This is a genomic window from Sulfuricystis multivorans (assembly GCF_003966565.1).
GTDB lineage: Bacteria > Pseudomonadota > Gammaproteobacteria > Burkholderiales > Rhodocyclaceae > Sulfuricystis > Sulfuricystis multivorans.
Genome location: NZ_AP018718.1, coordinates 2,530,255 through 2,553,497 on the forward strand (window position 1 = coordinate 2,530,255; position 23,243 = coordinate 2,553,497).

Consider the following 23,243-nt stretch of genomic DNA (forward strand, 5'->3'; position numbering starts at 1 on the left):
AGCAATTTTTAGGGAAGGATGCAACATGGACGACAACAAGGCCAAGGCGCTCGCGGCGGCGCTCGCGCAGATCGAAAAGCAGTTCGGCAAAGGCTCCATCATGAAGATGGGCGAGGGCCAGATCGAAAACGATCTGCAGGTGGTGTCGACCGGCTCGCTGGGCCTGGACATCGCACTCGGTGTCGGCGGATTGCCGCGCGGACGCGTCGTCGAGATCTACGGCCCGGAATCTTCCGGTAAGACGACGCTATGCCTGCATGTCGTCGCCGAAGTGCAGAAGGCTGGTGGTGTGGCCGCTTACATCGATGCCGAAAATGCGCTCGACCCGGTCTATGCCGGCAAGCTTGGCGTCAATGTCCCCGATCTGCTGATCTCCCAGCCCGATACCGGCGAGCAGGCGCTCGAGATCGCCGACATGCTGGTGCGCTCCGGCGGCGTCGATCTGATCGTCATCGACTCGGTCGCCGCGTTGGTGCCGAAAGCCGAGATCGAGGGCGAAATGGGCGACCAGCTGCCCGGCCTGCAGGCGCGGCTGATGAGCCAGGCACTACGTAAGCTCACCGCCAACATCAAGCGCACCAACACGCTGGTGATCTTCATCAACCAGATCCGCATGAAGATCGGCGTGATGTTCGGCAACCCGGAGACCACCACCGGCGGCAATGCGTTGAAGTTCTATGCCTCGGTGCGCATGGACATCCGCCGCGTAGGCAGCATCAAGAAGGGCGAAGAGGTGATCGGCAACGAAACCAAAGTGAAGGTCGTCAAGAACAAGGTGGCGCCGCCCTTCAAGGAAGCCCATTTCGACATCCTCTACGGCGAGGGCATCTCGCGCGAAGGCGAGATCGTCGAACTGGGCGTCGAGCACAAGATCATCGAGAAGTCCGGTGCCTGGTACGCCTACAACGGTGAAAAGATCGGCCAAGGCAAGGACAACGCGCGCGAATACCTGAGGGAGCACCCGGAGATCGCGCGCGAGATCGAAAACAAGATCCGCGCCGCGGTCGGGGTAGCGGCATTGAGCGCTCCGCTTGCGGGTGACTGAGCTCTATGACCGCGCAGTGAGGCTGCTGGCGCGGCGCGAGCACACGCGCGCCGAGTTGTTGCACAAGCTCGCCGCGCATGGCACGCCGGATGAAATCGAAATGGTGCTGAACCAGCTTGCCGCTGCCGGGCTGCAATCCGACGCGCGTTTCACCGAGAGCTATCTGCGCGCCAAGGCCAGCCGACACGGCCCTGCCCGCCTGCGCCAGACCCTGCGCGCCAAGGGTGTCGATGAGGCCTTGATCGAAGCACAGATGGCCTCTCTGCCCGACGAGCTGGAACGCGCCCGTGAGGTCTGGGCGAAGAAGTTCTCCGCCCCTCCTGCCAATGTCCAGGAGTGGGCAAAGCAGGCCCGCTTTCTGCACGGACGCGGCTTCGCCGCCGATGTCATCCGTCAGCTGCTGAAAGAGATCGATTCATGACGACGCTCTCCGCCCGCCATCTGCTCAAGAAATTTCGCGGCCGCACCGTCGTGAAGGACGTCAGCTTCGATGTCGCCGCAGGTGAGGTGGTCGGCCTTTTGGGCCCCAATGGCGCGGGCAAGACCACCTGTTTCTACATGATCGTCGGCCTGATCCCCGCCGACGGCGGGGAAATCTTCATTCAGGACAACGGGCGCGAGACCCGCATCACCCATCTACCGATCCATCGGCGCGCCCGGCTCGGGCTTTCCTATCTCCCCCAGGAAAACTCGGTGTTCCGAAAGCTCACGGTGCAGGAAAACATCCGCGCCGTGCTCGAGCTCCAAGACTATGATGCAGCGACGATCGATGCCCGCCTCCAGGAACTGCTCGAAGAGCTTCACATCAGTCATCTGCGCGATCAGCGAGCGGTGGCGCTCTCGGGTGGCGAACGCCGCCGCGTCGAGATCGCCCGTGCGCTCGCCACCCAGCCGCGCTTCATCCTTCTCGACGAGCCCTTTGCGGGCGTCGACCCGATCGCGGTGATCGACATCCAGAAGATCATCGGTTTTCTCAAGGAGCGCGAAATCGGCGTCTTGATCACCGATCACAACGTGCGCGAAACGCTGGGCATCTGTGACCGCGCGACGATCATCAACGAAGGGGTGGTGCTCGCGGCTGGACATCCGGCCGAGATCATCGATAATGAAAACGTGCGCCGGGTCTATCTCGGCGAGCATTTTCGGATGTGAGTGTCGTGAAGCAAACGCTCCAGCTCAAGCTGTCGCAGCATCTCGCACTGACGCCGCAGTTGCAGCAATCGATCCGCCTGTTGCAATTGTCGACGCTGGAGCTCAACCAGGAAATCGAGCAGGCGCTGCAGGACAATCCATTGCTCGAATGGGCAGAGCCGGATGATGCTCACGTCTTCAGCGGCGCTTCGGATGCCTTGAGCCATGCCAATGAACTAGCGCCATCCACTGGCGAGGAGCACATCGAAACCACCGCCGCATGGAGCGAGGATGGCTTGGAGTGGCCCAGCGCTGGCGCCAAAGGGCCGCGTGATCCGAACGATGAAAACGATGCCGATGCCGGCGAGCTCGCAGCCGCCGCGACGAGCCTCACCGATCACCTGATCGCCCAATTGGCCCTGACGCAGCTTGCCGGGCGTGACCGGCTGCTCGTGGCGTTCCTGATCGAAGCGCTCGATGAGGACGGCTATCTCGGTCAGTCATTGGAAGAACTCGCAGAAGTGCTGCCACCGGAACTGATCGGCGAACCAGATGAAGTCGTCGATGACTTGCAAATCGCGCTCAAGCATTTACAAAGTCTCGATCCAACGGGCGTCGGAGCTCGCGATGCGCGCGAATGCCTGCTGCTCCAGCTCGCCAACTTACCGGCCACCCCGGAGCGCACGCTGGCCATGACGATCGTGCGCGACCACCTCGAACAATTGGCGGCACACGATTACGCGCGCATCAAAAAGGCGACGGGCTGTGACGACGAGGCATTGCGCAACGCCCAGGAGTTGATCCGTTCGCTCAACCCGCGGCCGGGCGCGCAATTCGCGGCGCTCGACACGCGCTATGTCGTGCCCGACGTGATCGTCCGGAAACTGCGCGGCCAGTGGGTTGCCCAGTTGAATCAGGATGTCATGCCGCGGCTGCGCATCAACCGTCAATACGCCGATCTGCTGCGCCGCCATCGCGCGAGCGGCGGCAACAATCTCACCGGCCAGCTGCAGGAAGCCAAGTGGCTGATCAAGAACGTGCAGCAGCGTTTCGACACCATCGCCCGCGTCGCACAAGCCATCGTCGACCGCCAGCGCGCCTTCTTCGACCACGGCGAGGTGGCGATGCGGCCATTGACACTGCGCGAGATCGCCGAAACGGTCGATCTGCACGAATCGACCATCTCGCGCGTGACGACGCAGAAATACCTCGCCTGTCCGCGCGGTGTCTATGAACTCAAATATTTTTTTGGCAGCCACGTCGCCACCGATACCGGCGGCGCGGCTTCATCCACCGCGATCCGGGCGCTGATCAGGCAGCTCGTCGCCGCCGAAGATGGCCAAAAGCCGCTCTCCGACGCGCGCATCGCGGATATCCTCGGCGAACAGGGCTTCAAGGTCGCGCGGCGCACCGTCGCCAAGTACCGCGAATCTCTGGGTATTCCGCCGGTCAACCTTCGCAAAACTCTCTGAAAGAGGAGCCATCATGAATCTCTCCATCACTGGACACCACATCGAGGTCACCCCGGCCCTGCGCGATTACGTTTCCTCCAAGCTGGAGCGGGTCGTGCGGCATTTCGATCACGTCACCAGCGTCCATGTGATCCTTTCCGTCGAGAAGCTGGTGCAGAAGGCCGAAATCACGCTGCACGTCAAGGGCAAGGACATTTACGCCGACAGCAGCGATAGCGATCTTTACGCCGCGATCGACACCCTGATCGACAAGCTCGATCGCCAGGTGCAAAAGTACAAGGGCAAGCACAACGATCACGGCCATACCCGTCCAGCGCTCGAGTAAGCGGCGAAATCATCCACGGGAAAGGAGGCGGGGTATATACTTCGCCCCCTGTTCGCCAGATTCGGGAAACCCCCGGCAGCGGCGAATCCCTTTTCACTCAGGGTGAACGGGCGATCCCCTTACCTGAAATGAACCTGATAGCTCAACTCCTCAGCAGCGACGACATCGTCGTCGGTCTGGATGCGACCAGCAAGAAGCGCCTGTTCGAACAGGCCGGGCAACATTTCGAACAACGTTACGGTATCTCCAGAAGCACGGTATTCGATGCGCTCTTCGCGCGCGAAAAGATGGGCTCGACGGGGCTGGGTCTCGGCATCGCGATTCCGCATGGGCGCATCAAAGGCTTGAAGGAAGCGCGTGGGGCCTTTTTCCGCTTGGCGGCACCAGTTCCATTCGATGCGCCGGATAATCAACCGGTCAATCTGGTGTTCGTCCTCTTGGTCCCCGAGGCAGCCAGCGAACACCATCTGCAGCTCCTCTCCGAACTGGCCCAGATGTTCAGTGACAAGAACTTCCGCGAACATCTCGCCGCTGCAGCGGATGTGAATGCGGTGTTTTCGCTCTTCACGCAGTGGCCATCGGTCAGTTGATCGTCGCCCAGCTGTTCGAAAAGAATCGCGAACGGCTGAAACTCACCTGGATCGGCGGAACCCTCAACCGCCCGATCGCCGTCAATCGCGACGATGTCTCTCCGGCCGATCTGATCGGCCATCTGAACCTGATCCACCCTGACCGCGTGCAGGTGCTCGGTTCGCCCGAGATCATCTGGTACAAGCGCCACCTGGGCGATCCCCACGAGCACATCTTCCAGCAGGTCATCGATGCCCGCCCGCCGGCGATCATCGTCGCCGATGGCTGCGACATCCTCGAGGAGATTCGCGCCGCCTGCGAGGCTACCGACACACCGTTGTTCGCCACGCCGCTGCCCACCGCGCAGGTCATCGACGCGTTGCGCATCTATGTCTCGCGCCAGCTCGCCGAAACCGTCATGCTGCACGGCGTGTTCATGGACGTGCTCGGCATCGGCGTGCTGATCACCGGCGATTCCGGCGTCGGCAAAAGCGAACTCGGCCTCGAGCTGATCACGCGCGGTCACGGCCTGGTGGCCGATGATGTCGTCGAGGTCTCACGCGTCGCCCCCGATGTTCTCGAGGGCCGTTGTCCGGAGCTGCTCAAGGATTTCATCGAGGTGCGCGGCTTGGGGCTGCTCAACATCCGCACCGTCTTCGGCGAAACCGCCTGTCGGCGCAAGATGCGCCTCAAGCTGATTGCCCACCTACAGCGGCCCTCCGCGGCCTCTGGCGAAATGGCGCGCCTGCCCCTCGATGCGCTGACCGAGAACGTGCTCGGTGTGCCAGTACGCAAGGTCGTGTTACCGGTGGCCGCCGGCCGTAACCTCGCCGTGCTGCTCGAAGCGGCAGTGCGCCAGACGATCCTGCTGCTCAGAGGCATCGACAGCATGGAGGAATTCCTGCAGCGCCAGCAACGCGCCCTGGATCAGTCCGAGTTCGGCTGATACTCAGCGCCTTGCGCTATGATGTCGAGACCCCACGTATTGGTCTATCTTCAACCCCTTCTGAGGCGATCATGGCCGGACTCGACCGCAAGACTCCCAACCCTACCGAAATCAAGTTGCACCAGAAGTCGCGCGAAATGGAGATCACCTTCGACGACGGCAGCAACTTTCGTCTTTCCTACGAATTCCTGCGCGTCTATTCGCCCTCCGCCGAGGTGCGCGGTCACGGACCAGGGCAGGAAACCCTGCAGACGGGCAAGCGCAACGTCGATATCAAATCCCTCGAACCAGTAGGCAATTACGCCGTTCAGCCCGTCTTTTCCGACGGCCACGATACCGGGATCTATTCCTGGGATCTCCTTTACGACTACGGCAAGAACCGCGATGCGCTCTGGGCTGACTATCTCGCCCGTCTCGAAGCGGCCGGCTTAAGCCGCGACATCGATTCCACCACGCAGCCACCGAAGACTGGCGGGGGTTGCGGCCACCACTGACAGGAACGACTCATGGCGAATACCCACTTCGGCTTCCAGACCGTTCCTGAAAGCGAGAAGGCGCAACGCGTCAAGGGCGTGTTTTCATCGGTCGCCGACAAGTACGACCTGATGAATGATCTGATGTCCGTCGGCTTGCACCGCCTGTGGAAGCTTTTTACCCTGCAGGTCGCCGCCGCGCGGCCGGGCGAACGCGTCCTCGACATCGCCGGCGGCACCGGCGATCTGGCGTCCGCTTTCCATGAGCGCGTCGGCCCGACCGGCGAGGTCTGGCTTACCGACATCAACAACGCGATGCTCACACGCGGCCGCGACCGACTGCTCGATGAAGGCAAGACCGGTCCCGTCGCCCAATGCGATGCCGAGAAACTGCCCTTCCCGAACGACCATTTCGACATCGTCACCGTCGCCTTCGGTCTGCGCAACATGACCCACAAAGAACAGGCGCTCAGGGAAATGTTGCGCGTGCTGCGACCTGGCGGCCGTCTGCTGGTACTCGAATTCTCGAAGATCTGGCAACCTCTGTCTTACGCCTATGACTTTTACTCGTTCAAGGTGTTGCCGTGGCTGGGCAAGAAAGTGGTCAATGATCCGGACAGTTACCGATATCTGGCGGAATCGATCCGTATGCATCCCGACCAGGAAACCCTGAAGCAGATGATGGAACAGGCCGGCTTCTCCCACGTCGATTATTTCAACCTGACGGCCGGCGTGGTCGCGCTGCACCGTGGCTACAAGATCTGATGATCGAACGGCCTTTGCTCGCCCTGCTCAATCATCTGCTCGACGGCGCGCCCTGGGCGCGCACACGGCTCATGCCTTACGCTGGCCGCCGCGCCAGCTTCGACATTCCGCCGCTGGCCCTCTCCTTCGCAATCACTGCAGAAGGCCGCCTGTCTGCGGCTGACGGCTCGACACCGACCGACGTCGTCATCCGTCTGCCGGCCGACACGCCACTCAAGCTGCCCCAGGGGCTCGACAAGGCGATGGCCCAGTTGAGCGTCGAAGGCAACGCCGAATTCGCAACGGCGCTGTCCTTCGTCTTCCGCAATCTGCGCTGGGACATAGAAGAAGACCTGTCATGGCTCGTCGGCGACATCGCCGCACATCGGCTCGTGCTCGCCGCCGCGCGCTTTTCCGAATGGCAGCGCCGCACCGCAGTAAGGCTTGCCGAAAACCTCGCCGAATACCTCGCGCATGAACGACGCTTGCTAGTGCCCAGGGACGATCTCGACGTCTTACGCGCCGAAATCGATCGCCTCACCGCCGCGCTCGGCAGCTTCGAGAGTCGTCTGGCGTCATTCGGCCGCTGACCCCTGCGGCTCATCCGCTTCGTTCATCACCATCAGGACCACCGCCTCGTCGTTTTCGGGCATCGCGACCGTCCGGCACTGGCAGCGCAACCAACGCACGCCGCCCTTGGGCGGAATCACTCCGACGACGGCTTGCCGCGCGGTGTCATTACCCGCCGCTGCGAGTAACTGCAGGACGGGATGATCGGCCACCGCGAGCGCGGCACTGTCTGCATCCACCCAGCGCAGGTTCAGTTCGGCAAACCTCATACCACGGGCAAGCGGCGCACCGAGCAACACCTCGGCGGCGGGGTTGGCGAGCAGGATTCTCTGCTGCGCGTCGATCACGACGATGGCTGCCGGCAGCGCCGCGAATACAGCGGTGAATTCGGCAGCGATTCGCCGCCGCGCCGCATCGGCTTCCATGAAGCTGGTGATGTCTTCTTTCACCGCCATGAAATGCGTGATGCGGCCTTTCGCATCATGTACCGGCGAGATCGAAGCGCGTTCCCAATACAGGGAGCCATCCTTGCGACGATTATGGAAGACCCCACGCCATTCCCTTCCCGCCTTGATGGTATTCCACAGCCGTCGATACTCTTCCGGTGAGGTTTCCCCCGACTTGAGGATCCGTGGCGTCAGGCCGATCACCTCTTCGATCCGGTAGCCGGTAGTGCTGACGAACTTCGGATTGGCGTAGACGATCTTGCCTTCGCTGTCGGTGACGATGATCGTCGCCGGACTTTGTTCCAGCGCATGCATCAGCAGACGTTGTCGCTGACTGGCCCGGGTATATTTCTCCTGCGACAATGCGGTCGCTACCCTTTTGGCGCTCAATTGCGCCCGCACGCGCGCCTCGCTGGCGCGAAACCAGGTGCGCAGCGTAGTCGTCGAGACGTTGAATTCGCGCGCGATGTCGAGCAGCGGCTTTTCGCCGGCGCGCATCAGGGCAACGGCTCGTTCCTGGGCTTCCTTGCTGTGTCGCATCTGGTTGGACCGCCACGAAGAAGGCTGAATTTTAGCGGGTGCCGTCCCCCCAGCGCCGACTTTGCAACAAAACTCAAGGGCAGCCGTAGCTGCCCTTGCGCATGCAAATAGGTGAGCGCCTACTTGCGGCGCAGTTTCTGGATGGTCGCCAGCTGTGCCACCGCCTCGGCCAGTTCGGCCTGGGCGCGGGCGAAGTCCATCTCGGCGTTCTTGTTGGCCATCGCCTCCTCGGCACGCTTCTTGGCCTCCAGCGCCTTGGCCTCGTCGAGATCCTTGCCGCGGATCGCCGTATCGGCGAGCACGGTCACCAGCCCCGGCTGCACCTCCAGTACGCCGCCAGCGACGAAGATCAGCTCTTCCTCGCTCTGGTTGGGAATCTTCAGGCGCACCGCGCCGGGTTTGATGCGCGTCATCAACGGCATGTGGCCCGGCAGGATGCCGAGCTCGCCGGCCTCGCCGGGCAGCACGACGAACTCCGCCAGGCCCGAGAAGATCGACTCTTCCGCACTGACGACATCTACATGAACGGTGAGTGCCATCGTGGCCCCTTACTGAAGTGTCTTGGCCTTCTCGAAAGCTTCTTCGATGCCGCCGACCATGTAGAAGGCCTGCTCGGGCAGCTGGTCGCATTCTCCATCGACGATCATCTTGAAGCCCTTGATCGTCTCCTTGAGCGTCACATACTTGCCGGGCGAGCCGGTGAACACTTCGGCGACGAAGAACGGCTGAGACAGGAAGCGCTGGATCTTGCGCGCGCGCGAGACGGTGAGCTTGTCTTCGGGCGAAAGCTCGTCCATGCCGAGGATCGCGATGATGTCGCGCAATTCCTTGTAGCGCTGCAGCGTCGCCTGCACGCGGCGGGTGGTCTGGTAGTGCTCGTCGCCGATGATGTTCGGGTCGACCTGGCGGCTGGTGGAATCGAGCGGATCGACCGCCGGATAGATGCCCAGCGAGGCGATGTCGCGCGAGAGCACCACGGTAGCGTCGAGGTGACCGAAGGTCGTTGCGGGCGACGGGTCGGTGAGGTCGTCCGCCGGCACATAGACGGCCTGGATCGAGGTGATCGAACCCACCTTGGTGGAGGTGATGCGCTCCTGTAGCCGCCCCATTTCCTCGGCCAGTGTCGGCTGGTAGCCCACCGCGGACGGCATGCGGCCAAGCAGCGCCGACACTTCGGTACCAGCCAGCGTATAGCGGTAGATGTTGTCGATGAACAGCAGCACGTCGCGTCCTTCGTCACGGAAAGCCTCGGCCATCGTCAGGCCAGTGAGCGCGACGCGCAGACGGTTGCCCGGCGGCTCGTTCATCTGGCCGAACACCATGCCGACCTTGTCGAGCACGTTCGACTCCTTCATCTCGTGATAGAAGTCGTTCCCCTCGCGGGTGCGCTCACCGACGCCGGCGAACACCGACAGGCCGGAGTGCTGTTTCGCGATGTTGTTGATCAGCTCCATCATGTTCACGGTCTTGCCGACGCCGGCGCCGCCGAACAGGCCGATCTTGCCGCCCTTGGCGAACGGGCAGATCAGGTCGATCACCTTGATGCCGGTCTCGAGCAGCTCGACCGAGGGCGAGAGCTCGCGGAAGGCCGGCGCCTTCTGGTGGATCGCCCGGCGCTCTTCGGTGGCGATGGGACCCGCTTCGTCGATCGGGCGGCCCAGCACGTCCATGATGCGACCCAGCGTTGCATGACCGACCGGCACCGAGATCGGCGCACCGGTGTTGTTGACCTTCATGCCGCGGCGCAGGCCATCCGAGGAGCCCATCGCAATGGTGCGCACCACGCCGTCGCCGAGCTGCTGCTGGACCTCGAAGGTCAGGCCCGCCTCACAGCCGGTCTCGCTCGGATCGATCGTCAGGGCGTCGAAGACCTTGGGCATTTCACCACGGGGGAACTTGATGTCCACCACCGCGCCGATGCATTGAACAATGTTTCCTTGACTCATGTTTTACCCCGCAATGGCGGCCGCGCCGCCGACGATTTCAGAAATTTCTTTGGTGATCGAAGCCTGGCGGGCCTTGTTGTAGACCAGCTGCAGCTCCTTGATCACGGTGCCCGCATTGTCGGTCGCCGCCTTCATCGCCACCATGCGCGCCGACTGCTCGGAAGCCATGTTCTCGGCGACCGCCTGATAGATCAGCGCCTCGACATAGCGTGTCAGCAGCTCGTCGATGACCACCTTGGCCTCTGGCTCATACAGATAGTCCCAGGAGCCTTCTGGCGTGCCGAGCCGCTCGCCGGTCAGGGGCAGCAACTGCTCCAGCACCGGCTCTTGACGCATCGTATTGATGAACCGCGTGTAGGCGAGATACACGACATCCAGCTCACCGTTCTGGAAGGCGTCGATCATCACCTTGATCGGTCCGATCAGCTTGTCCAAATGGGGCGTATCGCCCAAGTGCACCGCATGTGAAATGACGTTGGCGCCCAGACGCTGCATGAAGCCCAGGCCCTTGTTGCCGATGCAGGTGGCACGGATGTCCGTGGCGCCTTCGGCTTCCCACTTGCGCACCGCATTGAGCGTCATGCGCAGCACGTTGGTATTGAGGCCACCGCAAAGACCCTTGTCGGTCGTCACGACCACCAGACCGACGCGCTTGTGTTCCAAGCCACCCTTTTTGCCCAGGAACGGATGCCGGTACTCGGTGACGTTGGCGGCAGCCAGATGCGCGGCCAACCGGCGGATCTTTTCGCTATAGGGACGGGCGGCGCGCATCCGCTCCTGCGCCTTGCGCATCTTGGATGCGGCCACCATCTCCATGGCCTTGGTGATCTTGCGGGTGTTCTGGACCGACTTGATCTTGGTGCGAATTTCCTTGCCGCCTGCCATGGCGCGTTTCTCCCGACGGGTTTAGGCCCAGGTCTTCTTGAACGCGGCGATGGCGGCGGAAAGTTCCGCTTCGCCCTCCTTGTCCAGATCCTTGGTCGTCTCGATCTTCTCCATCAGCGCGCCGTGTTGCTGACGCATGTATTGATGCAGCGCCGCCTCGAAGGGCAGGATCTTGCTGCTGTCGATGTCGTCGAGAAAGCCTTGGTTGACCGCGAACAGCGACACCGCCATCTCGGCGATCGGCAGCGGCGAGTACTGCGGCTGCTTCATCAGCTCGGTGACACGCCGGCCGCGCTCGAGCTGCTTGCGCGTCGCGTCATCGAGATCGGAGGCGAATTGGGCAAAAGCCGCCAGCTCGCGATACTGGGCCAGCGCGAGACGCACACCACCGCCGAGCTTCTTGATCACCTTGGTCTGGGCCGCGCCACCGACGCGCGACACCGAGATACCGGCGTTGATCGCCGGCCGGATGCCGGCGTTGAACAGGTCGGTTTCGAGAAAGATCTGACCGTCGGTGATCGAGATCACGTTGGTGGGCACGAAGGCGGAGACGTCGCCGGCCTGTGTTTCGATGACGGGCAATGCGGTCAAGCTGCCAGTCTTGCCCTTGACGGCGCCATTGGTCATCTTCTCGACCCAGGCTTCAGAGACGCGCGCGGCGCGCTCCAACAGACGCGAGTGCAGATAGAAAACGTCGCCCGGATAGGCTTCGCGGCCCGGCGGGCGGCGCAGCAGCAGCGAAATCTGCCGATAGGCCCAGGCCTGCTTGGTCAGGTCGTCGTAAATGATCAGCGCGTCCTGACCGCGGTCGCGGAAATATTCGCCCATCGTGCAACCGGCATAGGGGGAGATGAACTGCATCGCGGCGGATTCCGAAGCAGTCGCGGCAACGACGATGGTGTAGTCCATCGCGCCGGTTTCCTCGAGCTTCCTGACCACGTTCATGATGGTCGAAGCCTTCTGGCCGACCGCCACGTAGATACAGATGAGGTCTTTGCCCTTCTGGTTGATGATGGTATCGACCGCGACGGCGGTTTTACCCGTTTGACGGTCGCCGATGATCAGCTCGCGCTGGCCGCGGCCGATCGGCACCATCGAGTCGACCGATTTCAGGCCCGTCTGCACCGGCTCGGACACCGACTTACGCCAGATCACGCCCGGCGCGACCTTCTCGATCTTGTCGGTGAGCTTCGCTTCGATGGGGCCCTTGCCGTCGATCGGCTCACCCAGCGCGTTGACGACGCGGCCGATGAGCTCAGGGCCGACCGGCACTTCGAGGATGCGGCCGGTACATTTGACCGTATCGCCTTCGGTGATGTGCTCGTATTCGCCGAGCACCACGGCACCGACCGAGTCGCGTTCGAGGTTCAGCGCGAGGCCATAGGTGTTGCCCGGGAATTCGAGCATTTCGCCTTGCATCACGTCGGCCAGGCCATGGATGCGGCAGATGCCGTCGGTCACCGTCACCACCGTACCTTCGTTGCGGGCGGTGGGTGCCAGTTGCAGATTCTGGATCCGGCTCTTGATCAGTTCGCTGATTTCGGAGGGATTGAGATTCATTGAAATAGCTCCTAGTTCTTGAGCGAAACCGCCATGGCGTTCAATTTGCCACGGACGGAAGCGTCGATGACCTGGTCGCCCAGGGCGATGCGCACTCCCCCGATCAGTTCCGGGTCCACTTGGACGCTCGCTTTGATGCGGCAGCCGAACTTGCGCTCGAGGTCGATGACGAGTTTGTCGAGCTGCGCCTCAGTGAGCGGGAACGCCGAGGTGACGAGCGCCTCGCGCGTGCCTTCCTGGGCGTTTTTGAGTTCATCGAACAGGGCACTGATTTCGGGCAGCACATCGAGACGGCGGTTATCGACGAGTATGCTGAGGAAATTGCATTGCTCAGGCGTCAGCTCGCCAGCCACGCCGAGGAACAGGTCGGTGAGCGTCGCTGATGAAAGCCTAGGGTCCGCCATGCACTCGCGCATCGCCGGATCGCGCGCCGCGACAGCCAGGCGTGCCAGCGCATCCTGCCAAGCAGTCAAAGCACCGGCCGACTTGGCGAGCTCGAAAGCGGCTTCGGCGTAAGGCCTGGCGATGGTAACGTTCTCGGCCATGGCAGATCAGAGCTCCGCCTTGAGCTGGTCGAGCAGCTCGGCGTGCTTTCCCGCGTCGATTTCCTTGCGCAGGATGCGCTCAGCGCCGGCGACGGCCAGCATCGCCACCTGATCCCGCAGGGCTTCCTTGGCACGCTGGGCAGCGACGGCCGCCTCGCCTTCGGCAGCCGCACGCGCGGCAGCGATGATGCGCGCCGCCTCGGCGCGCGCCTCATCGAGGATCTGGGCGGCCTGCCGCTCGGCGCCACCGCGCACTTCGTTGGCGGCTTCCCGCGCCTTGCGCAGCTCCTCGGTCGCGCGCCGTTCGGCCAGTTGCAGATCGGTCTTCGCCTTGTCCGCCGCCGCCAGACCATCGGCAATCTTCGCCGCACGCTCGTCGAGCGCCTTCATGATGGGCGGCCACACGAATTTCATCGTGAACCACGCCAGGATGAAGAACACAACCAGCTGGGCGAATAGCGTTGCGTTCAGATTCACGGTATCGATCCTTCAAAGCGTCAAAGGGAAAAGCCGCTTACTTGATGAACGGATTGGCAGTGGTGTACCAGAGCGCGATACCGGTGCCGATGATGAACGCGGCGTCGATCAGACCGACCAGCAGGAACATCTTGGTTTGCAGGGTGTTCATCAGTTCAGGCTGACGGGCAGATGCCTCGAGGAAGCGGCTGCCCATGATGCCGATGCCGATACAGGCGCCCGCAGCGCCCAGACCGATGATCAGACCGGCGGCCAGCGCGACGAAACCAACGATGCTTTCCATGATGACTCCTTGTGTTTGAAATAAAGGTTGAATGAAAGATGGGGTAAAACGAAATCAATGGCTTTCATGCGCTTGGCCGACATAGACCAGCGTCAGCATCATAAAGATGAAAGCCTGCAGCGTGATGATCAGAATGTGGAAGATCGCCCAGATCGAGCCGGCGATCACCCCGCCCAGCCAGAGCAAGCCGCTGCCGAAGGTGCCGGCCCAGGCGGCGCCCATCAGCGCGATCAGCATGAAGATCAGTTCGCCGGCATACATGTTGCCGAACAGACGCATGCCGTGCGAAACGGTCTTGGCGACGAACTCGATCAGCTGCATCGCGAAGTTGACCGGCCACAGCAACGGATGGGCACCGAACGGCGCGGTAAACAGCTCGTGGATCCAGTGACCAAGGCCCTTGATCTTGACGTTGTAGTAGAGGCAGATCAACAGCACGGCGAGCGACATCCCCAGCGTGGCGTTCAAATCCGCAGTTGGCACGACCCGCATATAGGCATGGTGCGGGTCATGCCCGGCGGCGCCGTAGATGGCACTCCAGAGATTGGGCAACAGGTCGAGAGGCAGGAGGTCCATCGCGTTCATCAGGAAGATCCAGACGAACACGGTGAGCGCCAAGGGCGCCACGAACTTGCGTGATTCGGGCGAATGGACGATCCCCTTGGCCTGGTCATGAACCATCTCGACGAGGATCTCGACCGCGGCCTGAAAGCGGCCCGGCACGCCGGACGTCGCCTTCTTCGCAGCCCGCGCCAGCAGGAAAACGGCGAACAGGCCGAGGGTCACCGAATAAAACAACGTGTCGAGGTGGAAGACCGACCAATCGACCAGCGACGTTTGCGTCGCGCTCTTCCAGTGGGTCAGATGATGGACGATGTACTCGGAAGCAGTGGGGGCGTGCTCGGTAGCCATGTCTTCAAGTTTTTAGCAACAACGCGAATAGATTCACGAACATCACGGCGAACAAGCCGGCGAGCAGCGCCGGCCAATGGATTTCCAGCACTCGCGGCAGCCACAGCAACAAGGCAACGACCATTGCGAGCTTGACGGCCTCGCCAATCAGAAATCCTACCGCTCCTGCACGCCGCGCGGCAATCGCCACCGCGAGGCGCAGCACGAACAGCAGGTTCGGCAGAAAATAGGCCATGCCGCCCGCCAGGGCCGATTGCACCCCGATCCGCCCCGCGAACAAGCCGGCCAATGCCGCCGTCGCGAGGATCGCGACCGCCTGGAGCAAGAGGGTTTTCAACATGCTCCAGCGACCCTGATTCTGCCTGTTTCCCCATCGTGTCGCCCACGGTTCGAACCATCGAGCACCATTGGCGACGCGCGCTTCCGTCAAAGCTCGCGAATATAAATCGACTGCTTGAATAAGTCAATATATCTGCTGCAAAGCAGCAAATTTATCGGTCCATCATTTCGCCAATGTCAAGTTCCCTGCTCCCCACGCAGGCGTTTCAGGATGCCATCGAGTTGATCGAGGCTGCCAAAGCGGATCGCCAGTGTTCCGGCCCCTTTGCGGTTGGCGCTCACTTTCACGGTGGCACCGATCGAATCTGACAGCTCTTCTTCGAGCCGTTCGAGATCGCGGCTTTTCGCCGCCCCCCCCTTGTGCGCCTGGGGATTGAGTTCGCGGGCCACGCGGCGTTCGGTCTCGCGCACCGACCAGCCCTTGTCCGCCGCCTCGGCGGCCAGCCGCCCCTGCTCGCTCTTCGGCGCCGCGAGGATGGCGCGTGCATGGCCCATTTCGATGTCGCCGGCCATCAGAAGATCCTGCGCCGGCTTGGCGAGCTGCAATAGCCTCAGCAGATTGGTCGTCGCCGTGCGCGAGCGGCCGACGGCTTCCGCCGCCTGCTGATGCGTCATGCCGAATTCGTCGATCAGGCGTTGTATCCCGGCCGCTTCTTCCAGCGGGTTGAGATCCTCACGCTGGATGTTTTCGATCAGCGACATGGCGAGCGCCGCTTCGTCCGGAATCTCACGGATCAGCACCGGCACCTCGGTCAGCCCGGCGATCTGCGCGGCGCGCCAACGGCGTTCGCCGGCAATGATCTCATAGCGGCCACCGGCGATGGGGCGCACCGAGATCGGCTGGATGAGGCCTTGCGCCTTGATCGATTGAGCGAGCTCTTCCAGCGAGCCAGGATCCATGCGCGTGCGCGGTTGATATTTGCCCGGCTGCAGCTCGCCGATCGGCAGTGTTGCCTGGCGTTGCTGACCTTCAGCCGTGGCTGCCTCGTCATTGCCCGCCAGCAGCGCCTCGAGCCCTCGGCCCAGCCCCTTCTTGCGTTGAATCATGTGCGTTGCTCCTCCCTTTGCCATCTGCCGACGCGCTCGATCATCTCGCGCGCAAAACTCTGATAGGCCAGCGCCCCCTTGGCGTGCTTGTCGAACAATACCCCCGGGATGCCATAGCTGGGCGCTTCGGCTAGCCGGACGTTACGCGGCACCAGCGTCTTGAACACCTTGTCGCCGAAATGCGCTTCGAGCTGCTGCGATACCTGGTTGGCCAGCGTCGAGCGCGGATCGAACATCACGCGCAGCAGACCGATGATTCTGAGCTCGCGGTTCAGGTTGCGGTGCACCTGCTTGATGGTATTGACGAGGTCGGAGAGGCCCTCGAGCGCATAGTATTCGCATTGCATCGGGATGATGACGCCGTGGGCGGCGCACAGGCCGTTCAAAGTCAGCATCGATAGTGACGGCGGACAGTCGATCAGGACGAAATCGTATTCACCGGCATGGCGCGCCAGCTGATCGCGCAGGCGCAGCTCGCGGCGCTCCAGATCGACCAGCTCGACTTCGGCGCCAGCCAGGTCACGGTTCGCCGGCAACACGTCGAAATGGCCGGAGGGCGAGCGCGCCCGCGCCTGTGTGAGGCTCGCGAGGCCGAGCAGCATTTGATAAACGGACACGCCAAGCAGGCGCTTGTCGATGCCGCTGCCCATCGTGGCATTGCCCTGCGGATCGAGATCGACCAGCAGCGTGCGCTGGCCGGCCTGCGCCAGCGCCGCCGCCAGGTTGACCGCCGTCGTGGTCTTGCCCACCCCGCCTTTCTGGTTGGCGATCGCGAAAATGTGCATGCTCAATGTTCCCTTTCCAGTTGCAAAAGGCAGCGCTGCGCGTCGAGACCCGGAACGCGCAGCGCATGACTGGCGACCACGCGCCAGCCGCTCGGCACGGCCGCGATCTCGTCGGCAGGATACGCGCCTTTCATCGCCCAAAGCCTGTCGGACAAATGTCCAGCCAGTCTTACGAAGTCGCCGAGCGAAGCGAAGGCGCGCGCGATGACCCCCTCGAATCTCTCCTGGCAGTCTTCGACACGCCCGCAGTAAATGCTCACATTGGTAAGTCCCAGCTCGATTTTCGCCTGCCGTTGGAACGCCGCTTTCTTCCCCGCGGCCTCGATCGACGTCACCCGCCAGTCGGGTTGCGCGATCGCCAGCACGAGGCCGGGCAGACCCGCCCCGCTGCCGACGTCCGCCAATGTGTATTGCCGTCCTGCCAGCGCCGACTTTCGCAGAATCGGCAGCACCGCGAGCGAATCGAGCAGATGCTGGGTCACCATCGCCTCGGGCGCGCGGATCGCGGTCAGGTTATGGACTTTGTTCCATTTCGCCACCAGGGCGAGATAAGCCGACAATTTTTCCTCAGCGCCCGTTGGCAGAGCGAGGCCAAGCGCAGCGATGCCTTCCGCCAGCGTCATCCGCGCAACCTTTTCAGATGCACGAGCAATACGGCGATCGCTGCCGGCGTGACGCCTTGGATGCGGCTCGCCTGCCCCACCGTCTGCGGCCTGGCCTGGCTCAGCCGCTGCCGCACCTCGATCGACAGTCCGTTGAGCTGCATGTAGTCGAGCTCGGGCGGAATCGGCAGGTTTTCCTGCGCCGCCATTTTCTCGACCTCTTCTTTCTGGCGCTCGATGTAGCCTTGGTACTTCGCCTGGATTTCGACCTGCTCGACGACATCCGGCGCTTCGACCGGCGCGCCGGCCCCCGGCAGGGTCATCAGCTGGACATAGCTCACCTCGGGGCGACGCAGCAGATCGAACAGCGAATACTCCCGCTCGATCGGCTTGCCCAGCACCCGCTCGATCTCGTGAGCCGCGACGACGTTCGGATTGATCCAGACGCTCTTCAGCCGCTCGATCTCAAACGCGACGGCATCGCGCTTACGGTTGAAAGCGTCCCAGCGGACATCATCGACCAGACCGAGGCGCCGACCGGTCTCGGTGAGCCGCAGGTCGGCATTGTCTTCGCGCAAGGAAAGCCGATATTCGGCCCGGCTGGTGAACATCCGGTAGGGTTCGGAGACGCCTCGCGTGATCAGGTCATCGACCAGCACGCCGAGGTAAGCCTCGTCGCGGCGAGGCCACCAGCCTTCTTTGCCGATCGCCTGCAATGCGGCATTGGCACCCGCGAGCAGGCCCTGCGCGGCCGCCTCTTCGTAACCGGTGGTGCCGTTGATCTGGCCGGCGAAGAACAACCCGGCGATCGCTTTCGTCTCCAGTGTCGCCCTCAGGGCGCGCGGATCGAAGTAGTCGTATTCGATCGCATAGCCCGGGCGCGTGATGTGCGCCTTTTCCAGGCCGCGGATCGAGCGCACCAGTTCGAGCTGGACATCGAACGGCAGGCTGGTGGAGATCCCCTGTGGATAGTATTCGTGGGTGTCGAGCCCTTCCGGTTCGAGGAACACCTGGTGGCTGTCCTTGCCAGCGAAGCGGTGGATCTTGTCCTCGATCGACGGACAATACCGGGGGCCGATGCCTTCGATGACCCCGGCGAACATCGGCGAACGATCGAGATTGGCGCGGATGATCTCGTGGGTCTTGGGATTGGTATGGGTGATCCAGCATGACACCTGCCGCGGGTGCTGTTCTGGCTTGCCGAGAAACGAGAACACCGGTGTCGGTACGTCGCCTGGCTGCTCCTGCATCACCGAGAAATCGATCGTCTTGCCATCGAGCCGCGGCGGCGTGCCTGTCTTCAGCCGTCCCACCGGCAAGGCGAGCTCACGCAAGCGGGCCGCCAGGCTCAACGAGGGCGGATCGCCGAAACGTCCGGCGCGATAGCTCTCCAACCCGACATGTACCAGGCCGTTCAGAAAAGTCCCGGCGGTCAGCACCACCGTTGTAGTTTCGAAACGGATACCCAGTCGCGTGATCACGCCACAGACGCGTGTGCCGCTGACCACGATGTCGTCGGCTGCCTGCTGGAAGATCGTCAGATTCGGTTGATTTTCCAGCCGACGGCGAATCGCTCGTTTATAGAGTGCGCGGTCGGCCTGGGCGCGAGTAGCGCGTACCGCCGGACCCTTCGAGGCATTGAGGATGCGGAACTGGATGCCCGCCTCGTCGGTGGCCGAGGCCATCGCCCCACCCAGCGCATCGACCTCCTTGACGAGATGCCCCTTGCCGATGCCACCGATCGACGGATTGCAGCTCATCGCCCCGAGCGTCTCGATGTTGTGCGTGAGCAGCAAGGTGCGGGCGCCGATGCGCGCCGCGGCCAGCGCCGCCTCGGTGCCGGCGTGGCCGCCACCGATCACGATCACATCGTAGCGTTCAGGAAACTGCATAGGAAATTCGGCGCTGGCGGCGCGGCAAGCAACTCGAAAAGGGCGACATCATACCCCCCAGCGTGCTCGCACTCAAAATTGTTTCACGTGAAACACGGCACCGGCGTTTCACGTGAAACATCGAGCTCAATGCTTACCGCCCAGACCGAGATACGCCTCGACGACCTTTGGATCGTCGGCCAGCACGTCGGAGTCGCCCTCCAATGCAATCTCGCCAGTTTCGAGCACATAGCCGTAATCAGCAACCTGCAGTGCGGCGCGCGCGTTTTGCTCGACGAGTAGGATCGCCACGCCCGAGTCACGCAGGTCCGAGATCACCCGGAAAATCTCACGCACGATCAGCGGCGCCAGACCCAGGCTGGGCTCGTCGAGCATCAACAGCTTCGGCCGCGCCATCAGCGCCCGACCGACGGCGAGCATCTGGCGCTCACCGCCGGAGAGCGTGCCGGCCATTTGGCGCTGCCGCTCCCTGAGGCGCGGAAAGATGCCATAGACGCTTTCGAGCATCTGCCGCTCGTCGCGAAATCCCATCCGTCGGCGCATGAAGGCGCCGAGCAGTAGATTGTCCTCGACGCTCATCTCGCCAAACAGCTCACGCTTTTCAGGCACCAGGGTCATGCCGCAGGCGACCATGCGCTCGATGTCGACTTCTGTGGCTACCTCTCCACAGAACGCAATTTCGCCGCGCTCGAACGGCAGCACACCCATGATCGCGCTCAACAATGTCGTCTTACCCGCCCCATTGGGGCCGATCACGGTGACGATCTGCCCGGGAAACACTTTCAGCGCGATGTGATGCAAGGCCTCGACCTTGCCGTAGGAAACGCACAGGTCATTCACCTCGAGGATCGGCACGGTCACTCCACACCCCCCAGATACGCCTCGATCACCGCTGGGTCGTTTTGCACCTCATGCGGCAGACCCTCGGCGATCTTCTTGCCGAACTCCATCACCACGACGCGGTCGGCGAGATCCATCACGAACTCCATGTCGTGTTCGACGAGCAGGATGCCCATGCCTTCGGCGCGCAGCTGGCGCAGCAGCTCGGCGAGCGCCTGCTTTTCGAGGAAACGCAGTCCGGCGGCAGGCTCATCCAGCAGCAGCAGACAGGGGTCGGCGGCGAGCGCCCGAGCGATTTCGACGATACGCTGCTTGCCGAGCGGCAGAGAGCCGGCGGTCTGAGCCAGGTGTTCCGCCAAACCGACACGCGCACACTGTCGCGCCGCTTCGGCCAACAACCGACGCTCCTCGGCACGTTCCAGATGCAGCATCGCCGCGACGACGCCGTAACGGCCGCGTAAGTGGGCTCCCAGGGCGACGTTCTCCAGCACCGTCATCGCCGGCAGCAAGCGCACGTGCTGAAAGGTGCGGCTCATGCCCATCCGGGCGATGGCACGCGATGAACGTCCTGCCACCTGCTGCCCGAGAAAGCGTACCGTGCCGCTGGTGGGCGGATCGACCCCGGTGATCGCATTGAACAATGTCGACTTACCGGCACCGTTGGGGCCGATCAAGGCGAGAATCTCGCCTGCGGCGACGCTCAGGCTCATCCGGTCGTTGGCCACAAGACCCCCGAATTGCTTCACCGCATCGCTGACTTCGAGTAAAGGGGTGCCGGCTGCAAAAACGGTGCGACGCGGCAGCGGTGCAGCATCGCGAAACTCGGCGCTGGCGATGCGGCTTCCGCGATCCGGAACGAAGCGTGCGAACAGCGGCCATAGACCCTCGCGCGCACGGTGTAGCACGAAGATCATCAAGAGGCCAAAGGCGATCACCTCGAAGTTGCCCGTCGCGCCAAAAAGCTGCGGCAGGAGATCCTGCAGCCACTGTTTGATGATCGTGATCACCGCCGCCCCGATGAGCGCCCCCCAGACATGCGCTGCGCCGCCGATCACCGCCATGAACAGATATTCGATGCCGATGCCGATGCCGAAGGGCGTCGGATTCAAGAAGCGCTGCAAGTGTGCATACAGCCAACCGGACAGGCAGGCGAACAAAGCGGCGATCAAAAAAATGGTGATCTTGACACGACCGGTATCGACGCCCATCGCCTCGGCCATCAGCGTGCCGCCCTTCAGGGCGCGGATCGCGCGACCGGCACGAGAGTCGAGTAGGTTGCGCGTCAAGCCGATCGCCACCAGCAGGATGATCCAGATCAGGAAATAGAACCGCCGGCCATCGCGCAATTCGAAGCCGGCGAAGGATAGCGCCGGGATACCGCCGATGCCGGTATGCCCGCCGAGGAATTCCAGATTGCCGAACAGAAAATAAAGCGAAATCCCCCAGGCAAGCGTGCCCAACGGTAGATAGTGGCCGGAAAGACGCAGCGTCAGCGCGCCCAATAGCAGCGCCATCACCGCAGTGAGTAAAACACCGAAGAGCAGCCCGCCCCACGGGTTGGCAAAAGGGAGCAGCCAGCCGGGTAATGAAGCAGTGGTCGTCAGCCAGGCAGTCGCATAAGCACCCATGCCGACGAACGCCGCCTGGCCGAAAGAGGTCAGGCCACCGATCCCCGTCAACAGCACGAGACCCAGGGCGACCAAGGCATACAGGCCGATGTAATTGAGCAGCGTGATATAGAACTCCGGCAATGCGAGCGGCGCCATGACCAGCAGCACGACGAAGGCGGCAAAGATGCTGCGTGGCTTCATTCGTCTTCCTCGACATGATGCGTGGTCAGGGAGCGCCACAACAGCACCGGGATGATCAAGGTGAAGACGATCACCTCCTTGAACGCCGAAGCCCAGAAGGAGGAAAAGGATTCGAGCAGGCCGACGAGCACGGCCCCGGCGGCCGCCACCGGGTAGCTGGCCAGCCCGCCGATGATCGCACCGACGAAACCCTTCAGCCCGATCAAAAAGCCAGTGTCATAATAGATCGTCGTGAGCGGCGCGATCAGGATGCCAGAGAGCGCACCGATCGTCGCCGCGAGCAGAAAGGTGAGGCGACCGGCGAGTGTGGTCGAAATCCCCATCAGCCGCGCGCCGGCACGATTCACCGCCGTGGCGCGCAATGCCTTGCCATAGAGGCTCTTCTCGAAAAAGAAGTAGAGCGCGACGATCAATAGCACGCTGGTCGTGATCACCCACAGGCTTTGGCCGCTGACAGTCAGTGCTCCGAGATCGAAGGCCGCCTCGGAAAAAGCCAGGGTGCGCGATCCTTCGGCACCGAAGAACAGCAAACCCAGGCCGACCAGGGTCAGGTGCAGCGCAATCGAGGCGATCAGCAATACCAGCACCGAGGCTTCGGCGATCGGTTGATAAACCAGCCGATACAGCTGCGGCCCGAGCGGCACCACCACCGCGAGGGCGAGCAGCACTTGCAACAGCAAAGGCCAGTTGCGCGGAGCGGCAAAGAAAAGCAGCGCGATGATGACAATCGGATAAACGAGCTGGATCGCAAGCAACCTGAGAAACCGCCCGCCACCGGCGCGCAGGCTGGCGGAGGCATCGACCGCCAGCGTCGCCAGCCCCAGAACCAGCAGCAACCAGATCGTGCCTGGCGTCTGCCCGGTCTGGATGCCTGCCAAGGTCAGCGCGCCATAGGCGACGAATTCGCCCTGGGGAATGAAGATCACCCGTGTGACGGCGAAGACCAGCACGAGAGCCAGCGCCAGCAGCGCGTAAATGGCGCCGGTGACGATGCCGTCCTGGCCGAGCAGCAAAGCGATTTGCAGATCCATCTTGAAACGACAAGGGCGCCGGAGAA

General features: G+C 62.6%; 27 protein-coding genes. 10 read left to right on the plus strand and 17 right to left on the minus strand.

Annotated elements, in window-relative coordinates; translation table 11 throughout:
• Positions 1-25 precede the first annotated feature (25 nt).
• From recA to EL335_RS12770, 10 genes are all read left to right on the plus strand, one after another.
• Positions 26-1,045 carry a recombinase RecA gene (gene recA, locus EL335_RS12725; RefSeq protein ID WP_126447477.1) on the plus strand — a complete coding sequence of 340 codons (1,020 nt, stop codon included), beginning with the start codon at positions 26-28 and terminating at the stop codon, positions 1,043-1,045.
• Positions 1,038-1,466, plus strand: coding sequence for a recombination regulator RecX (gene recX, locus EL335_RS12730; RefSeq protein WP_284155511.1), 429 nt, complete (start codon positions 1,038-1,040; stop codon positions 1,464-1,466). The genes recA and recX overlap by 8 nt, the downstream gene beginning before the upstream one ends.
• Entirely contained in the window at positions 1,463-2,197 is a 735-nt protein-coding gene (gene lptB, locus EL335_RS12735) for an LPS export ABC transporter ATP-binding protein (protein WP_126447481.1), read from the plus strand. The genes recX and lptB overlap by 4 nt, the downstream gene beginning before the upstream one ends.
• 5 nt (positions 2,198-2,202) lie before the next feature.
• Positions 2,203-3,648 carry an RNA polymerase factor sigma-54 gene (locus EL335_RS12740; RefSeq protein ID WP_126447483.1) on the plus strand — a complete coding sequence of 482 codons (1,446 nt, stop codon included), beginning with the start codon at positions 2,203-2,205 and terminating at the stop codon, positions 3,646-3,648.
• Between the two features lie 13 nt (positions 3,649-3,661).
• Positions 3,662-3,973, plus strand: a complete 312-nt coding sequence (gene hpf / locus EL335_RS12745; protein WP_126447485.1) for a ribosome hibernation-promoting factor, HPF/YfiA family — start codon at positions 3,662-3,664, stop codon at positions 3,971-3,973.
• A gap of 128 nt (positions 3,974-4,101) precedes the next feature.
• Complete coding sequence (gene ptsN, locus EL335_RS12750; protein WP_126447487.1) at positions 4,102-4,563, plus strand: PTS IIA-like nitrogen regulatory protein PtsN; 462 nt, start codon at positions 4,102-4,104, stop codon at positions 4,561-4,563.
• Positions 4,545-5,489: an HPr(Ser) kinase/phosphatase gene (gene hprK, locus EL335_RS12755; protein WP_431306253.1), complete on the plus strand. Its 945-nt coding sequence runs from the start codon at positions 4,545-4,547 to the stop codon at positions 5,487-5,489. The genes ptsN and hprK overlap by 19 nt, the downstream gene beginning before the upstream one ends.
• A 71-nt stretch (positions 5,490-5,560) precedes the next feature.
• Positions 5,561-5,983 carry a gamma-butyrobetaine hydroxylase family protein gene (locus tag EL335_RS12760; protein WP_126447489.1) on the plus strand — a complete coding sequence of 141 codons (423 nt, stop codon included), beginning with the start codon at positions 5,561-5,563 and terminating at the stop codon, positions 5,981-5,983.
• 12 nt (positions 5,984-5,995) lie between these two features.
• Positions 5,996-6,727 (plus strand): bifunctional demethylmenaquinone methyltransferase/2-methoxy-6-polyprenyl-1,4-benzoquinol methylase UbiE, encoded by a 732-nt coding sequence (gene ubiE, locus EL335_RS12765; RefSeq protein ID WP_126447491.1) that lies wholly within the window; start codon positions 5,996-5,998, stop codon positions 6,725-6,727.
• The gene (locus tag EL335_RS12770; protein ID WP_126447493.1) at positions 6,727-7,296 is read left to right on the plus strand and encodes a ubiquinone biosynthesis accessory factor UbiJ; all 570 of its coding nucleotides are present in this window, start codon (positions 6,727-6,729) and stop codon (positions 7,294-7,296) included. The genes ubiE and EL335_RS12770 overlap by 1 nt, the downstream gene beginning before the upstream one ends.
• Here the strand turns inward: EL335_RS12770 and EL335_RS12775 are convergent.
• From EL335_RS12775 to EL335_RS12855, 17 genes are all read right to left on the minus strand, one after another.
• A complete protein-coding gene (locus EL335_RS12775) occupies positions 7,282-8,262 on the minus strand; it encodes a PAS domain S-box protein (protein WP_126447495.1) in 981 nt (326 codons plus the stop codon). The genes EL335_RS12770 and EL335_RS12775 overlap by 15 nt on opposite strands.
• 119 nt (positions 8,263-8,381) lie before the next feature.
• On the minus strand, positions 8,382-8,801 hold the full coding sequence (locus tag EL335_RS12780; protein ID WP_126447497.1) for a F0F1 ATP synthase subunit epsilon: 420 nt from the start codon (positions 8,799-8,801) through the stop codon (positions 8,382-8,384).
• A gap of 9 nt (positions 8,802-8,810) precedes the next feature.
• Positions 8,811-10,208, minus strand: coding sequence for a F0F1 ATP synthase subunit beta (gene atpD / locus EL335_RS12785; RefSeq protein WP_126447499.1), 1,398 nt, complete (start codon positions 10,206-10,208; stop codon positions 8,811-8,813).
• Positions 10,209-10,211: 3 nt separating this feature from the next.
• A complete protein-coding gene (gene atpG, locus EL335_RS12790; RefSeq protein WP_126447501.1) occupies positions 10,212-11,093 on the minus strand; it encodes a F0F1 ATP synthase subunit gamma in 882 nt (293 codons plus the stop codon).
• Positions 11,094-11,114: 21 nt separating this feature from the next.
• The gene (atpA, locus tag EL335_RS12795; protein ID WP_126447503.1) at positions 11,115-12,653 is read right to left on the minus strand and encodes a F0F1 ATP synthase subunit alpha; all 1,539 of its coding nucleotides are present in this window, start codon (positions 12,651-12,653) and stop codon (positions 11,115-11,117) included.
• Between the two features lie 11 nt (positions 12,654-12,664).
• On the minus strand, positions 12,665-13,198 hold the full coding sequence (locus tag EL335_RS12800) for a F0F1 ATP synthase subunit delta (RefSeq protein WP_126447505.1): 534 nt from the start codon (positions 13,196-13,198) through the stop codon (positions 12,665-12,667).
• A gap of 6 nt (positions 13,199-13,204) precedes the next feature.
• Positions 13,205-13,675 carry a F0F1 ATP synthase subunit B gene (locus EL335_RS12805; protein WP_126447507.1) on the minus strand — a complete coding sequence of 157 codons (471 nt, stop codon included), beginning with the start codon at positions 13,673-13,675 and terminating at the stop codon, positions 13,205-13,207.
• A gap of 37 nt (positions 13,676-13,712) precedes the next feature.
• Complete coding sequence (gene atpE / locus EL335_RS12810; RefSeq protein ID WP_126447509.1) at positions 13,713-13,958, minus strand: F0F1 ATP synthase subunit C; 246 nt, start codon at positions 13,956-13,958, stop codon at positions 13,713-13,715.
• Between the two features lie 54 nt (positions 13,959-14,012).
• Positions 14,013-14,870, minus strand: coding sequence for a F0F1 ATP synthase subunit A (gene atpB / locus EL335_RS12815; protein WP_126447511.1), 858 nt, complete (start codon positions 14,868-14,870; stop codon positions 14,013-14,015).
• Positions 14,871-14,874: 4 nt separating this feature from the next.
• Positions 14,875-15,210, minus strand: a complete 336-nt coding sequence (locus EL335_RS12820) for an ATP synthase subunit I (RefSeq protein WP_126447513.1) — start codon at positions 15,208-15,210, stop codon at positions 14,875-14,877.
• Between the two features lie 176 nt (positions 15,211-15,386).
• Positions 15,387-16,256: a ParB/RepB/Spo0J family partition protein gene (locus EL335_RS12825; RefSeq protein ID WP_126447515.1), complete on the minus strand. Its 870-nt coding sequence runs from the start codon at positions 16,254-16,256 to the stop codon at positions 15,387-15,389.
• Positions 16,253-17,041 (minus strand): ParA family protein, encoded by a 789-nt coding sequence (locus EL335_RS12830; RefSeq protein WP_126447517.1) that lies wholly within the window; start codon positions 17,039-17,041, stop codon positions 16,253-16,255. Before EL335_RS12830 ends, EL335_RS12825 begins: the two co-directional genes overlap by 4 nt.
• 2 nt (positions 17,042-17,043) lie before the next feature.
• Entirely contained in the window at positions 17,044-17,664 is a 621-nt protein-coding gene (gene rsmG, locus EL335_RS12835) for a 16S rRNA (guanine(527)-N(7))-methyltransferase RsmG (RefSeq protein WP_126447519.1), read from the minus strand.
• Positions 17,661-19,535, minus strand: a complete 1,875-nt coding sequence (gene mnmG, locus EL335_RS12840; RefSeq protein ID WP_126447521.1) for a tRNA uridine-5-carboxymethylaminomethyl(34) synthesis enzyme MnmG — start codon at positions 19,533-19,535, stop codon at positions 17,661-17,663. Before mnmG ends, rsmG begins: the two co-directional genes overlap by 4 nt.
• Before the next feature lie 126 nt (positions 19,536-19,661).
• Complete coding sequence (locus tag EL335_RS12845; protein ID WP_284155373.1) at positions 19,662-20,390, minus strand: ABC transporter ATP-binding protein; 729 nt, start codon at positions 20,388-20,390, stop codon at positions 19,662-19,664.
• A 2-nt stretch (positions 20,391-20,392) separates the two neighbouring features.
• A complete protein-coding gene (locus EL335_RS12850; protein ID WP_126447525.1) occupies positions 20,393-22,186 on the minus strand; it encodes a branched-chain amino acid ABC transporter ATP-binding protein/permease in 1,794 nt (597 codons plus the stop codon).
• Positions 22,183-23,217 carry a branched-chain amino acid ABC transporter permease gene (locus EL335_RS12855; protein WP_126447527.1) on the minus strand — a complete coding sequence of 345 codons (1,035 nt, stop codon included), beginning with the start codon at positions 23,215-23,217 and terminating at the stop codon, positions 22,183-22,185. The genes EL335_RS12850 and EL335_RS12855 overlap by 4 nt, the downstream gene beginning before the upstream one ends.
• Positions 23,218-23,243 lie beyond the last annotated feature (26 nt).